The organism is Butyrivibrio hungatei DSM 14810 (assembly GCF_900143205.1).
GTDB lineage: Bacteria > Bacillota > Clostridia > Lachnospirales > Lachnospiraceae > Butyrivibrio > Butyrivibrio hungatei.
This window is the reverse complement of sequence record NZ_FRDH01000006.1, coordinates 1-14,499: the sequence shown is the minus strand read 5'-3', so window position 1 is coordinate 14,499 and position 14,499 is coordinate 1. Positions and strand designations below refer to the sequence as shown.

Annotated in this window: 15 protein-coding genes; 11 read left to right on the top strand and 4 right to left on the bottom strand. The window is 34.7% G+C overall.

Annotated elements, in window-relative coordinates; all coding sequences use genetic code 11:
- Positions 1 to 96: 96 nt before the first annotated feature.
- The 6 genes from BUA02_RS07835 to BUA02_RS07810 all read left to right on the top strand — a co-directional run bounded on the left by BUA02_RS07835 (position 97) and on the right by BUA02_RS07810 (position 5,242).
- Positions 97 to 1,209, top strand: a complete 1,113-nt coding sequence (locus tag BUA02_RS07835; RefSeq protein ID WP_072702517.1) for an AAA family ATPase — start codon at positions 97 to 99, stop codon at positions 1,207 to 1,209.
- Positions 1,206 to 1,481: a hypothetical protein gene (locus BUA02_RS07830; protein WP_072702514.1), complete on the top strand. Its 276-nt coding sequence runs from the start codon at positions 1,206 to 1,208 to the stop codon at positions 1,479 to 1,481. The genes BUA02_RS07835 and BUA02_RS07830 overlap by 4 nt, the downstream gene beginning before the upstream one ends.
- Positions 1,482 to 1,523: 42 nt before the next feature.
- On the top strand, positions 1,524 to 2,198 hold the full coding sequence (locus BUA02_RS07825) for a DUF2806 domain-containing protein (RefSeq protein ID WP_178297623.1): 675 nt from the start codon (positions 1,524 to 1,526) through the stop codon (positions 2,196 to 2,198).
- Between the two features lie 226 nt (positions 2,199 to 2,424).
- Positions 2,425 to 3,441 (top strand): AbiH family protein, encoded by a 1,017-nt coding sequence (locus BUA02_RS07820; protein WP_072702508.1) that lies wholly within the window; start codon positions 2,425 to 2,427, stop codon positions 3,439 to 3,441.
- Positions 3,442 to 3,587: 146 nt separating this feature from the next.
- Positions 3,588 to 4,331 (top strand): glycosyltransferase family 2 protein, encoded by a 744-nt coding sequence (locus tag BUA02_RS07815; protein WP_072702505.1) that lies wholly within the window; start codon positions 3,588 to 3,590, stop codon positions 4,329 to 4,331.
- Between the two features lie 116 nt (positions 4,332 to 4,447).
- Positions 4,448 to 5,242: a hypothetical protein gene (locus BUA02_RS07810; protein WP_072702502.1), complete on the top strand. Its 795-nt coding sequence runs from the start codon at positions 4,448 to 4,450 to the stop codon at positions 5,240 to 5,242.
- Between the two features lie 140 nt (positions 5,243 to 5,382).
- On the opposite strand, the gene BUA02_RS07805 is transcribed toward BUA02_RS07810, so the two are convergent.
- From BUA02_RS07805 to BUA02_RS07795, 3 genes are all read right to left on the bottom strand, one after another.
- Positions 5,383 to 6,396, bottom strand: a complete 1,014-nt coding sequence (locus tag BUA02_RS07805; protein ID WP_072702499.1) for a retron St85 family RNA-directed DNA polymerase — start codon at positions 6,394 to 6,396, stop codon at positions 5,383 to 5,385.
- A 169-nt stretch (positions 6,397 to 6,565) separates the two neighbouring features.
- A complete protein-coding gene (locus BUA02_RS07800; RefSeq protein WP_072702496.1) occupies positions 6,566 to 7,417 on the bottom strand; it encodes a retron St85 family effector protein in 852 nt (283 codons plus the stop codon).
- A gap of 43 nt (positions 7,418 to 7,460) precedes the next feature.
- The gene (locus tag BUA02_RS07795; protein ID WP_083572697.1) at positions 7,461 to 8,300 is read right to left on the bottom strand and encodes an FRG domain-containing protein; all 840 of its coding nucleotides are present in this window, start codon (positions 8,298 to 8,300) and stop codon (positions 7,461 to 7,463) included.
- A gap of 141 nt (positions 8,301 to 8,441) precedes the next feature.
- Between BUA02_RS07795 and BUA02_RS07790 the strand changes: the two genes are divergently transcribed.
- The 5 genes from BUA02_RS07790 (at position 8,442) to BUA02_RS07770 (ending at position 13,647) form a co-directional block, all read left to right on the top strand.
- Entirely contained in the window at positions 8,442 to 9,119 is a 678-nt protein-coding gene (locus BUA02_RS07790; protein ID WP_072702493.1) for a helix-turn-helix domain-containing protein, read from the top strand.
- Complete coding sequence (locus BUA02_RS07785; RefSeq protein ID WP_072702489.1) at positions 9,116 to 10,081, top strand: IS3 family transposase; 966 nt, start codon at positions 9,116 to 9,118, stop codon at positions 10,079 to 10,081. Before BUA02_RS07790 ends, BUA02_RS07785 begins: the two co-directional genes overlap by 4 nt.
- Before the next feature lie 521 nt (positions 10,082 to 10,602).
- On the top strand, positions 10,603 to 12,033 hold the full coding sequence (locus BUA02_RS07780) for a carbon-nitrogen hydrolase family protein (RefSeq protein WP_072702486.1): 1,431 nt from the start codon (positions 10,603 to 10,605) through the stop codon (positions 12,031 to 12,033).
- Entirely contained in the window at positions 12,026 to 12,955 is a 930-nt protein-coding gene (locus BUA02_RS07775) for a helix-turn-helix domain-containing protein (RefSeq protein ID WP_072702483.1), read from the top strand. Before BUA02_RS07780 ends, BUA02_RS07775 begins: the two co-directional genes overlap by 8 nt.
- A gap of 23 nt (positions 12,956 to 12,978) precedes the next feature.
- Positions 12,979 to 13,647 carry a hypothetical protein gene (locus BUA02_RS07770; protein ID WP_072702480.1) on the top strand — a complete coding sequence of 223 codons (669 nt, stop codon included), beginning with the start codon at positions 12,979 to 12,981 and terminating at the stop codon, positions 13,645 to 13,647.
- 633 nt (positions 13,648 to 14,280) lie between these two features.
- Here BUA02_RS07770 and BUA02_RS07765 read toward each other — a convergent pair.
- Positions 14,281 to 14,499 (bottom strand): transposase domain-containing protein (locus BUA02_RS07765; RefSeq protein WP_178297622.1); only part of this gene is annotated, 219 nt, incomplete at its 5' end.

The window sequence follows — 14,499 nt, the reverse complement described above, 5'->3', positions numbered from 1 at the left end:
AAGCTCTTTTTTAAATCTCTCTAAACAATTTCAAACAAAAAAGTTGTTTTAAATTGTTTGGTATTGTAAAATATACTCAGAAGGGAGATAAAACTCATGAAAATATTAAAAGTAATCGCTTCTGGATTTAAAAATTGCGCAGATAATTTTGAAGTAAGCTACATTCCTACAGCTAGGAAAACTGCTGAAGATAAAGAATACGAATTACAGGAAATAGCAGATGGACTCTATGTTTTTTCTACAATAGGAGTTGTGGGTAAAAACGCTTCTGGTAAAACTTCTGTGTTAGACCTTCTCAGCGTTTGCTATGACATACTAGGAACATTTCGCGTAAACAAGAAGGAATACAGTTTAGACGGCGATAAGCTAACCATATATTTTTATCATGAGGGCAATATCTACAAATATCAGACCAAGTTAAAAGAAGATGAAATAAGCGATAAAGTCCTGTTTGCTGATCAGAAGATCACATACAAGAAGTACTACAAAACCAACGTAAATAGCATATTTGATGAAGAAGGCTACGAAGAGTATCCGCTAGAGGGTGAACTTCCTGAGGATACATCCAGCGTGTTTTTTGTGATGAAAAAACTTGGTAGAAGAGCTTTTTACTATGGTAGCTTCGACCTTGGATATGGCATTTATAAAGCTGCATTCATGGCGCAGAGAATAATAGATATGCCAGATAGAGTGCTCATGAACATCATCCGAATTTTTGATGAGAACATTACTAGCCTCAAGATGGTAGATGATAGCAATTTCAAGCTCACATCATGCGGAAAGACTGAGATTTTGTCAGATAAAGAGCTATATTCAAGATTATCAAACGGTACAACAAAAGGACTACTGCTCTATACATTAGTCGTGCTGACTCTGCTCGAAGGCGATGACCTCATCATTGATGAAGTAGAGAATCATTTCCATAAGACACTAGTTGAGAACATCATAAGTCTTTACAAGGATAAGAGCGTAAATAAATACAATTCAACCCTTGTATTTTCAACTCATTATTGTGAGTTATTGGATCTCTTTGGCAGACAGGACAATATCTACATCACCAAGGCAGATAAAAAGGTCAATATCCACAACATGTACAAAGACTATGATGTAAGATCAGAACTCTTAAAGAGTAAGCAGTTCTATAATAACGTTTTCGAGACAGCAGTAAATTACGAAGCTCTGATGTCATTGAAGAAGGAGCTTAAATGAAAAGACTGCTAGTAATGTGCGAAGGCTCGAATGAAAAGAAGATAATGGATATTCTTTTGGAACACAGCTGCCTAACTTTTTCAGAAGATGATCTGCTAGGATTAAGCATTTTTCACGCTAGACAGATAAAGAATAATGCTCAAGTTAAGCTGGAACTTAATATGTTCCCTGGAGAAGTGGAAGTGCTTGTAGATGCAATAAAACAGTATCAGAAGCTTAAGGGCAAAGCTCATGGGAAGGATGAGTTTTGCTTGGCGGAGCTATTAAGATAAAAAATGCAATATATGATTTCAGAAAAAGATTGGGGGCAAAATATGGCAGGAGATAATTATAGTTTATTTAATTTTGATGGTGCTTCAGATGTGGTAAATAACTTAATAAACAAGCTGGCATCGGCAACAGGTTGGATAGTGAATCATGATACAGCACATCGTATAGCGCAAAAAACATTCATAAAAGATATACAAAATAGTGATATTGATCCAGTGTCAAAGGCATTACTAATTTCACAATCAGGGAAGATAATTAGAGAAAGAACAAATCAGCATAATACATTATCAATTGCAATAAATAGCATAACTAAAGCAGATAAAATAGAAGATGTTGATAATGACTGGATAGTTCAATTTATGGAATCTGTCAAAAATATTTCTGATGTGGAGTTTCAAAAAGTCTGGGCTTTGATTTTTGCTTCAGAATGCAGTAAACCTGGAAGCGTTCCCAAAAGTTTGCTGTTTGTTTTGCAGAGAATGGATAAGAATGATGCTGAATTATTTGTTAGGTTTTCTTCGTTAGTAGTTAAAGTGTGTGGAGTGCCGGCACCATGTTTATTTGATGAATTTTATGAATCGGGCAAGGAAAAAAGAGGTATCTATGAAACGAGTGGTATGACTTATGAAGATTTGACACAATTGGAAGCATTAGGATTAGTCAAGACAAGTGCTGTGTATGCGGGAGGATTTTTTATACAGATAGATGAGAAAAGTTGAGAATCAACTGAAGGTTGCATATGTTACTTTGATAAGAAAGTAAGTATTCCTAAAGAGAAAGATAGAGTATTTGTTGGAAATGTCCTTTTTACTCGTGATGGTATGGCACTATATAATTTGGTGAAAACTAAAAAACTAGATGGTTTTTGGGAATCAGTAGTAGAAGGGAATATACTGAATAATCTTGGAACAAGCAAAAACTAACTGAGAGAAAGAAGAGTAAACTATGAATATTACTTTTATATTTGGGAATGGTTTTGACATAAACCTTGGGATGAAGACAAGCTATGCTAACTTTCAAAAGTGGTATATGGATAAATATGAAGATGAATATTTTGCGCAGGTAATGAAGGACGATATTGATTCAGGAAGAGATAATTGGTCTGATCTTGAAGAAAGTTTGGGAAAACATACATCATGCTTACCCAAAGATGGCATTGTTACATTTTTAAATAATAAGTTGAAGTTGGAATGCAGATTGCTGGAATATTTGAAAAACCAAGAGGAATCCATTTCTATTGATTATGCTTCTGCTGGAGAAAAATTTAGAGTGGCGATAGGTAATTTTAGTAGTGCATTTGATTCAGATAGTCTGCTTGAATATGAAAAGTTTATAAGGAGCGTTGCTGATACTATTGACTACAAACTAATTACAATGAACTACACAAGTGTGTTAGATAAAATCTATAAAGAGGCTGGTAAAAAGGCAACCCCAGTCTTAACACATCGTGCTAACAACGGAGTGAATTATCCTGACAAAATTTCTAAACCACTTTATTTGCATGGAAGAATCGATGATCCAAATAATAAGAATGGAATGATTTTAGGTGTAGCTAATGAAGAGCAGATTTTAAATGCGGATTATAGGGATAGAAATTTATGTGCTGACTATATTATTAAGGAATCTTTAAATAGGAAAATCGGTGCTAGAAATGTGGAGCAAGCCAAAAACATAATTGATAACAGCAGGTACATATGTATTTTTGGCGCATCGTTAGGAGTGACAGATAATGCTCTATGGAAGTATCTTGGAACATGGTTACTATCGGGTGAAGGAAAAAGATTGGTTATTTTTGTTCGTGATACGACAGTTGTTGAAGGAGTAGCTATGTCTCAGGCTATGAGTAAAGACAGACAAAGAGATTTGTTCATCGAGAGGGCTGGAATCAAGGATGAAATTAGGAATACAGTTGCTCAAAGGATAATTGTTTGCCTAAATTCACCGATTTTTGATTTGAAATAATCTACAACACACAATATATTTTATGACTATCCGACAAAAGCAGGATAATTTGCCCCACAATCCCCAAAATAGTATAATTGAAGCGGCGCATTTGCGCCGCTTCAATTATACAAAAAACAAATTAGATATAACAAAAGGATATAAATATGACCTCAACCCCAAAAATCTCAATAATAACCCCAACCTACAACAGTGCCAAGACAATAAAAGACACCCTAAACTCCGTCCTGACCCAGAACTACACAAACCTTGAGCACATCATCGTCGACGGCAAGTCCACTGATGACACACTCGTCATCGTAAATGCATACAAAGAAAAAGCTCCATACGAAGTCAAGATTGTATCTGAGAAAGATAACGGCATTTACGACGCCATGAACAAAGGCATAGGCCTAGCCACTGGCGAACTCGTCGGAATCATTAACTCTGATGACTGGTACGAGCCAGATGCCATTGAAAAGACTCTTAGGACATATCAGCACCAGAAGTACGAAATCGTCTATGGCATGATTAGAATCTATCAGGATGAAAAGATAAGTGAAATCCAGTTCTACAGCCACGAGTTCATGCTGCAGCACATGATCTGCCATCCTTCATGTTTCGTAACCAAAGCAACCTACGAAGACTTAGGGACTTTCGACCTCAAGTACCGCTCATCCTCAGATTATGATTGGATGTTAAAAAGATATTCCGAAGGCAAGACCACGTTCTCAACCAATTATGAGATGATTGCTAACATGAGAGCTGGCGGCATGTCAGGATCAAACCTTGGCTATAGAGAAACACTGAAACTTCAACTGGAATATCATCAGATTCCAAAATCATATTTCTGGTTTTATACCATAAAGAGCCATGTGGGGGATGTGGTTAGAAAGATACGTGGAGTGTAAAATGCCAGTAGCATCATTATTTTTGCTTTGAATGGTGCATAATAACAATTATGAGAAAGTAGAGCTATACATAGAAAATACAGTTAAAAAATGACTATAAGTTTCAGGTGAAAAGGGTGAGAAGAAATATAAAGAAAAAGAATATAAAAAAGGTTCGTATAGATATAGCAATAATCTTTTCTCTATTTATGGCTTTAGTTGGATTTGTTGCACGTGATATTTATTTGTGTATTGATAAGAGACATGTGGAAAACACAGGTACCTATGCGCAAAAGTATGCTATATCTGTCGACCTACCAGAAGGTCGTATAAATTTAGATAAGGAATTAAATGATGTAGTTTTGGGGTTGTTTGATAGTAAAGAAGGATTATACAAATGTAAGTTATATAAAGATTTTTCTTGGTGTCCTGACTCTGATTTGGTCATGAAGACTTTTTCGGACATAGGTAAAGATAACAAAAATACAAGAGCATATTACATGCCTTATACTAAAGATATATATGTTTGGGATGAATGCTTAGAATCACTAGATTTATTTCATGAATTAGCTCATTTTTCTGATGATACGCACTCATGGATCAGCCATGGCAAAGAATGGAAAAGTGTGTATGAAGCTGAATGGAAAGACAATGAGTGGCTGAATGAAGGATATACAAACACTAAGCTTTCTCCTGATGCACAGATGAATAGATATCTAGAGGAATCTTTTGCACAGGGGTTTGCTATTTGGTATTGTACCTATGCGAATGAGCGTTATAAAAACTTGGATAATCATATTATATTTGCAGAAGAAAAAGATATTGAACTCTATCCTCGTACTTTTGAATATATGAAAAACTTTTATGATAATTATCAATACTCGGAAAGATTTCTTGAAGCGGTTAAGTGTGGTTTTGCGGAGTTAGATTGAGATTGGATATAATATTGTACATGTTTTGCTTATCATGAATTAATGACAGCGAGCTGAAATAAAAGACTTACTTAAGAACTTTGATTACATGACAATAGAGAATTGCCAAAGGAGATTATGATAAAATCTCCTTTGGCAATTTAGCTTTGCGTTGACATATCAGGCATTTTGTTTAAAAATTTATTATTATTGTATGCTATTGCTTTATCTTTTGGCAAAGTTCCATAGAATTTGTTAATATAACGCTTTATTTTTTCTGTATAATCTTTTTCTATAGAAGAAAAATAAGCAATATATCCCTGAATTATGGCACGTTCAGAGTAATTTCCATTTACTATGGATGAGTGAATCATAGCTCGTACTTTGCGCTTTAATTTTCGATCAGCCTTACAATAGCCATCGTTAATAGTCACACCTAATACAACCTTATGATTTTTGGGAGACAGAAAACGAGTCTTTGATTGATTGATTTCAAACCCCTCATCCTGAATTATTGTATTAATCATTTTGTAAATATGATGAAGAACATTTCTGTTGTCACATGAAAAGATTAAGTCATCAGCATATCTAGTATAAGTAATATCTCTTTTGTTACAATAACCAGATATTCTTGCATCTAACCTAGTGCATAATATATTTGCAAGGCGCGCCGATGTTGCAGCGCCTTGAGGGAGTTCGTTATTATTAGTACATATGTTGGCTAGCATATTGGCACAGCAGAAATTGTATCCTAAATTCTTAAATAAGAAAAATACTCTTGCTCTCGATATTGAGGGATAGAAGTCTTTTATGTCTATTTTTAGAATGTATTTATGATTTTTATGGGCCCCAGCTACTTCAACCAAGGGGGACTCAGAGTCAGAATTTGATTTTACGAAACCATAGGAATATTCGGAGACGCGGATTTTGTACAATGTGTTGTGCAAAATCCATCTTTGCAACATTAGCAACGAAAACGATGGTGCCATTATTTTCCGCATTTTCCCATTCTTTTTTGTAAGATAGAAGATATTATATCTTTCAACAGCTTTGTAATTGGACAAGAAGAACAGCAATTTATTTGTGTATCTTACCTTCTGTGCAAATGAATTAATATCCCAGAAATACGGAATACCAATTGAATCTAATATTAACTTATTTGTTTTATCAATCAAATTATTAGCACCTCATTCTTACCAAATATATTTTGGATAAAACAATCTTTATGTGCATGGCTATGCGCATAAAGACTAGTTTTATTCAACTAAACCAAATGATTTTCTTGGGAAGACGAATCATCTTCCGTACACAACACTTGCTGCAACGCATCTAAGATATGAGATGCTAATAATATTGATCTTTTAGTATTCTTATACGTATTCCATTTACATTATACTCGCCAATATTATTTATGGCTAGATGAATTAGTCGTTTGGCATAGTTATACCCATCTTGTGTAAGCGCAAGCTTAGCAATGGTTTTATCTATCTTTTTTTCGATTAGTCGTTCTTTATACAACCACCTAATTACCATACTATATTTAAGTTTGATCTGCTTTGTATCAGTTTCAATTTTTTTTGATAGTTTTATGATTTCATTAATTATTTCCTTGCTTTCAGCTGTGTCGTAAAAATATAATAATATAATGACAAAGTTAAACAACCCTACAATAGTATCTATGTTCCTTCTTGTGTGATAAGGAACTTTAGCTTTCTTTATAAAATGGTCTATTTCATTCTGCATCTTACTGAAATCATTATTATAGAAAATTAGTGAGCTTTCCTTATTAGCTTTTACGAGGTTTGCAGGACCGTACATTATATAACTTTTATCGTTCTTATGCTTTGCATGAATTAGTACCACTAGTTTTTTAATTATGGATTCATTTGTTACGAAACTACCTAGTTCAGCCATGGATCCTGGACTTTCGCAGAATAATATGATGATATCGCAGTTTTCTGCTAACTTTTGTTCTAGGTAAACTAAATCCTTCTGCTTTCCATTAAGCATTTCGATTAGTAAATCTTCAGGATATAGTACTGAGATGTTCTTCTTTTGACTAACTAAGTAATCTCTAAGTTTGTCTCTGCGATGATTGTCTGTATCTGTTCCACCGCACAAAAAAATGGTAATATGATTTTCATATATTCTGCAATAAATGTCATGATATATTTCGTTGATAATTTTTTCGTTCATTAGTATGCCCTCGCATCAGTAAAAGAACAATTTATAATGAGCTTTAAATTCTTTTGACATAATAATGCCTTTTTAACCAAGCGGTTAATCCATCAATACCGGGATATATTGTCCGTTCATTGATATTCATTTGATCGAGCATATCTCGTATTCTCCATTTTATGCTTTTGTCGATAATATACTTTCTTGTGTTTGCGGTTTTACATAAAAAATCTTCAATTCCATTATCATCTTTAGGATTTTCCATACCAGCAGGAACAACAGAAAAATAAGAATACTGGCTAATTATTCTCTGGTCTATTGATGGTGGCTCAAGCAATAATAGACCTTTTCCATTTAGTTCATCATCATATTTTTTCAACGCAGTATAGCTTTCATCATGGATGAGGTCATCTAACATTTCTATAGTCATTAAATAAGCTTTTTTTCTAGCTAAAGTTTTTTTGTATCTAGAGGGCAACGAATCGTTCATTTCCATAATGTCTATTTGCCATATAACACCATCATGCTGCTCCATACATCCTAAGTCTTCGCCGCTTGTTGCAAAATGAAGTGCGGCCATCACGGAGTATGTCCAATCTAATAATCTTGTAGGAAGACCGTGATGTTGACCTATTACCAACTGCCTCCACACGGAAGACTTGAGAGAATCGTCTTCAATTGCAGCATATTTTGTAAAATTCCTAAGAAGAGACTCTTCGATAGTGGATTCTTTACCTTGACAATTTCTATGTAAAGAAGTAGCTAAGTGATAGTCGATATTTGGTAAACCTCTGAATAGATAGTTTGATCTATATCTATTTATACTTGGTTCTAGATTTTGCTCCCATATCATGTCATTGATTTGTTCAATGGTAGTTATGTTAACTGTTTTAATAGCCATATTATTCCTTTCCGGCGATCAATTGGGATTATTGTGAAAACACTTTTATTATACAATAAAAAGAGTAGTACTGCGCAAATGATATGATTCCCCTAAAGTAGACAATGGAAATAACCAAAGTCTCCTTTAGGGGGATTTTTTATGGCTAAAAGGAAACATTCCGTAGAATGGATGATTGATAGAGTAAATGAATACCTTAGCGGAATGGGCTCATATGATTCAATTGCCCATGCTAACGATATAGCTCAAGCCACACTTATAAGATGGGTGGCTGCTTACCGTAATTATGGAGCAGACGCATTTACTAAAGGGGCTGGAAACAAGCAGTATAGCAAAGAATTTAAAACATCTTGTGTAGATACAGTTATAAAAGGTGAGTTAAGTGTAAATGGATGTGTTGCAAAGTTTGGGATATCTAGTGATAGTGTACTTCGAAGATGGATTTCAGAGTATAATGCCAATAGAGAGCTTAAGGACTATGATCCTAAGCGGGAGGTCTATATGGCAGAGGCTAGAAGAAAAACCACTATCGAGGAACGCAAAGAAATCGTCAAGTACTGCATAGAGCACAATCGCGATTATAAAGGCACTGCTTCTTTGTATGATGTTTCTTATACACAGGTTTATAGCTGGGTAAGAAAGTATGACGCAGATGGAGAAGATGCGCTTGTTGATAGACGCGGTCATCACAAAACAGATGATGAAGTTAATGAATTGGAGCGCTTACGCCGTGAGAACCTAAGACTAAAGCGACAACTTCAGGAAAGGGACATGACAGTAGAACTGTTAAAAAAAGTGAGAGAATTAGAAGGGATGTGAGGCTCGGTAAGACTCGATTTGAATGTAAATATTTAGCTATACAGGCTTATTCTAATGATAAACATTGGAGTATAAACTGGATGTGTAAGACGCTGGGTGTATCACACGCAGCTTATTACAAATGGTTTCACAGAGAAGTTCCAGAACAAGAATTGGAAGACCATAGAATTGCTGAGCTTATCAGAGAATACGATGATCGCTTTGGTCATATCCTTGGATACAGACGGATGACTCTCTGGATTAACCACTTCAATGGGACTGATTATAAAGTTAAGCGCATACACAGGATCATGAAGGCTATTGGAGTTCATGCGATTATTCGTGCGAAAAGAAAGCAGTATGAACCTTCAACTCCAGAAACTGTTGCAGAGAACACGCTCAAAAGAGACTTTCACGCAAACAAACCTAATGAAAAATGGACAACTGATGTTACTGAGTTTAAGATCCCTGAAGCTAATAAGAAGCTGTATCTGAGTGCCATCCTTGATCTTTATGACAGAACGCCGGTATCTTATGTTATCAGTACAAGAAATGATAATGCACTCGTATTTAAAACGTTTGACAAAGCAATAGCTGAAAATCCTGATGCCGCCCCACTTTTTCACTCGGATCGTGGATTTCAGTACACCAGTAAAGTCTTTAAAATGAAGTTACAAGAACAAGGAATGGAACAGTCAATGTCTCGAGTAGGACACTGCATAGATAATGGACCGACTGAAGGATTCTGGGGCATCATCAAGACTGAAATGTACTGCATGTTTGATATAACTGATGAAACTTCACTAAGGAACGCCATAGAGAAATACATGTACTTTTATACCAACGAAAGGCCACAGGAAAGATTCGGTGGAAAGACGTCTGCCCAGGTACGTAATGAAGCAATGCTTACAGATAAGCCTACTGATTATCCCATTCCTGAGAATAAGCGTATCCAGAAGTATAAAGCTAAATGGGCAGCTTAACAAAAGAATAGAAATGAATCCAGAGGCTACTGGCCTTGAATAAAGTGCGCCAAGCGCACAAATATCCTTGATCTGCTTGACTACAGAATATCTGTCATTAAGCAGACCAAGGATTATAGTGACAGTTCAAACTGTCACCATTTCCAAATCTATATGATTTCAGCATCTAAAAAGGTGACCACCTCTAATGAAGTGATCACCTTTTCTCTTGACTTATTTTGTTTATTTGGCTTATCTACTTGACAGACCCCTGTTCAAAATTATATACACATCGCTTTGTTGTACAGAATATATTCATCAATAATGCAATTATTAATCGGAATGCATATTGTTATGGAGTAGTGATTAGTTAGAAGATGATTTATAGATGAAATTTGAACAGATAATACCTTGGAATGAATTGTTCAGATGCGCATGGGGTAGAAGATGCAAAAACGTTTCAAGTGAACAATAAGTGAACAATAATGTTGACACATGTGCCATGAGAGATATAATTAAAGAAAAAAGGTACAATTCTTATCATGGGGAAGAAAGAAATTGATGAATTAACAGCAACGGCCGATTTGTTGGCGGAGATGATTGCTTATCTAATTAAACATAAAGATCGAATACAACAGGTATACAACAAAGTTAATAAAAATAGAAACCATAAAGGTTTAGATAAAAATAAATACGAATCAGGATATGATTATCAATCAAAAGAAGAGATAGAAAGTGCATTTCATAAGCTAAAACATGAGAAAGATGCAATGTCTATTTTGGTTGAAGCATATCCACTTTTGGTTGGAACGGATCATTTGATAGGAAAATGTCTTAGAAAATGTGTGGAGAACTCTTCTATTCGGATAGGTAAAAATCATTATTTAAAATTTGAAAATGGTATAAATTCCAGTAAAAGTCAGTCAACTACAAATTTAATGATTTTTCCAAGGTGTATAGCTATGTGGGAAGGAAGTGGAGAGGATAGAGAGGTTGAATCTGATAGTTTTAATGTTTTCTTGAAATATGCACGATATATGGATATGTCAGGTGAATATAGCAAGAAGAAGTATAAAATCAATTGCTATTTCCTTGGAAGATTGAAAGCTGCACATCCTGATGTTTATGCGATAGGAAAGAATTCTCTAAAAATCGGTATGTCTCCGATGTCTTGTGATTACAAACTTCAAAATAAAAACTGCAAAAAGGGTGATCTTTTTTTGCCTAAGCCTTGGAATAGGATGGATAAAGAGAAAATTAAGAGTACAGTTATTGACGTTATAAAGAAAGCGGAGAAAGAACATGTAAATTTGCTTGTGTTTCCTGAAATGCTTGGGTACATCGGCTTGAAAGAGGAAATATGTAGTTTTGTTAGAAGTAATAATCATATATATTTAAAATTGATTGTGCTTCCGTCTGTTTGGACAATTTGCGATGACAAAGGAACAAATACATCATGCCTTATTCAGACATATGATGGAATTGAAGTCTTTTCGCAAGGCAAGTTGATTGCATATAACGATAAGAATACTGATAGGGCAGAAGCTCTTACACCAGATGATACTATTAATTTGCTATACGATGATGCACATGGATGCATGGGAATCATGATTTGTAGAAGTGCACTGGAGACTAAGGTAAGAAATATGATTGTGGATGAGCTTGGCGTTAAACTCTTAATTATACCTTCGTGGAGTTCTAAGAGCCATTCATTTGAAAGAATGATGCTTAGTGTTGCTGATATGAACTGTAATATTATATGGGTAAATACGTGCTCTGCTATAGAAAATATAGATAACAAGAAAGAATATAAGGAACCGATATGTATGGCCACTCAAATATGTAAAGTTCGAAATATGGAGGTTCCAAACTATAAAAGATTTATTCCGATGAATAATTGTAATAAAGAATGTATAAACGGTGGAGTGTGCTTGTTTACTGCGGATATAGAAGGAGTAGTTCGAAATGAATGATATTCAAAAAATCGAAAAGCTTATGGTTGAAAAAAAATATGATCGATTAATAGAAATTTTTGAGAAGTACATAGACGATGTAAAGGAGACACTGCATGAAGATAAGCCTGAACAACTTGATTTGTCATACGTCTATGAACTTGCGATGAAATATGGAAAAATAGCCACCTTACTTAGTGAGAATGCAAATGTCAGCAAAACGAGGTGCTTTTTTGATGGCGGCTATTTTACGGCACTTGTAGAAGAGCTAGAGCTATTATTAGAAAAGCTTGAGCGAATTCAAGAATTCGATAAGGTGTATCAGAAAATAATTGGAAAAAAACATTATGAAAAAATAATTAGTTTATTGTATGGGCGAGATTTGTTACAAAGTAAATTCATATCGGAAAAATTAAATATTAAGCCCAATTATTTATCGAAGATAATGAGAGATATGTTGGATTATAAAATCATTGTTGCTTATGAATATAGCAAATATAAATATTATGGATTAACATGGTGGTTTAGAAAATACCTGGAATCAGTTGGGGGGAGCAGGTGTGAATTAGAAGAAAAACAGAATGAGTTGACAACTTTAATAGAAGAAAAAGTTGGTAGAGATTGGGGGGGATATAAGAATAATCAGGAATTCCGAGAGGCTTGCAAAATAATCGTGGATTCAAATTGTTTAAAAAGAAATTATATATATGAGTCATTTGGTAAAAATACAAGTTGCAAACATTATGCCGAAAAAGTGGATGGTTTGATGCTTGAGGATGGAATGGAATATGATTCGGCTGAAATGAATAGAGTATGGGGCGATAATACGAATGGGATAGAGTATTCGGCTGAGAATGTGGATAAAATCTCTTGGATAGCGAGTAATTATAAAAATAATTATAAATATAATTATAATACTTGTTTTGATAGTGTGGTGATATAAGGTACAGGATGGAGAAAAGAAACATGGAGAAAATAAGAGAATATTTAGATGAGATTGATAAAATGTCAGAGAAGTTTAGCAAGATAGATTCAAAATGGAAAAGCATTATATACTCAAAGAAAGATGATGAAAAATTTGAATCATTAGAAGATGAATTGGAGGATTTTTATTTTTCTGCAGTAAAATTCGTCATAGAGACAAATGAAGATTTTGATAAATTTAACGAAGACGTCTCCTTGATTTTGGGAAAAAAGGCATTTGTTGGATTATATAAAAAGATGCAATCGATGATTCGTATATTTCGCACTATGCAAGATTTATCAAAAAAAAGTGATCCAGCTATGTTTATAATGGAGTGTTTCAATAAAGCCATTTTACGTAGAGACCCTGATTTTTCCAAAGATGAGTGGCAAAATTATGGATTTGATTCTGAACAGAAGATGTCTGCTGCAATTAGTGTGATTAGCGCAATTGTATGGAATCATACCCATATGGAATATTGCAAAAAAACAGCAAAAAAGGAATTTAAAATGCTTACAGACCTAGATGATTCTTGTTGCGCTGTATACGCAGAGATATTTGATAGGCATTTCAATGAACTTCGGATGAAAATGCTGATGAATGATCAGGAAGAGATACTCAGCAATATTCAAATTTTGGTGAATGTATTAACAAATGAAAGGGAACAATAATAATTACACAGATTGAAATGCATGAGAAGAGAAAAAGGAACTCTCTGCATTGGGTAAATGGAAATGGATTCCATTACTAACATAAACCTACAGAGATGGAGTTGGGATAATAAGTGATAGTACTTGATTGAAAAAATCAAGATAAAAGCAGCTTTATGTTTATACATTTCGGGGCATAGGAAGAGGGGAAATGAGTGATATTTTTGATGATGATTTAGATATAACAGATAGCAGAGAAGTAGCGTAGAATGATACCTATTTTTGTAAATTTCATACATTAGTTACCGTGAGAACGGACTTAAAAAAGTGTTAATGGAGATTCTTTCATTGACGCTTTTTTATTTTGCATTGTTGCGGTAGTTATCGAGGCATGGTTTTTCTTTTCTTCCTTCCCTTTTACGCCCTTCTCTTTCCTTTCCATTTCGTTCCGTGCCATAGACTACAGACTAGAGCAAGAGGGCAGACAGTGAGGGGAAGCCAAGCAAACAAGCGGGATAGAGCGTAAGCGCTAAATAATTAGGTGGGTAGCGCTACCACCACATATATGTTATTGGGTACAAGGGCTTTTGCCCATAAATATACCCCAGCCTCTTATGAGACTGGAGCACCTTGACAATTCACATATGATTAAGATCACATCGCATCGAAGATTTCCTTTTGATGCTGCCTGTGAAGATCTTCCAGAGCTTCCTTACACTCTGGATTCCATGGACAGAGCTTTTCTAGTTCTTCATCACTTGTTTGTGATGTCGGAGTTTTGAGAAGCAGGTACTTTAGGTAATAGTAAACATCTACATTGTTTGCCTTGGCTGTTTCGACCAGTGAATAGACTAAAGCACTGGCATTAGCTCC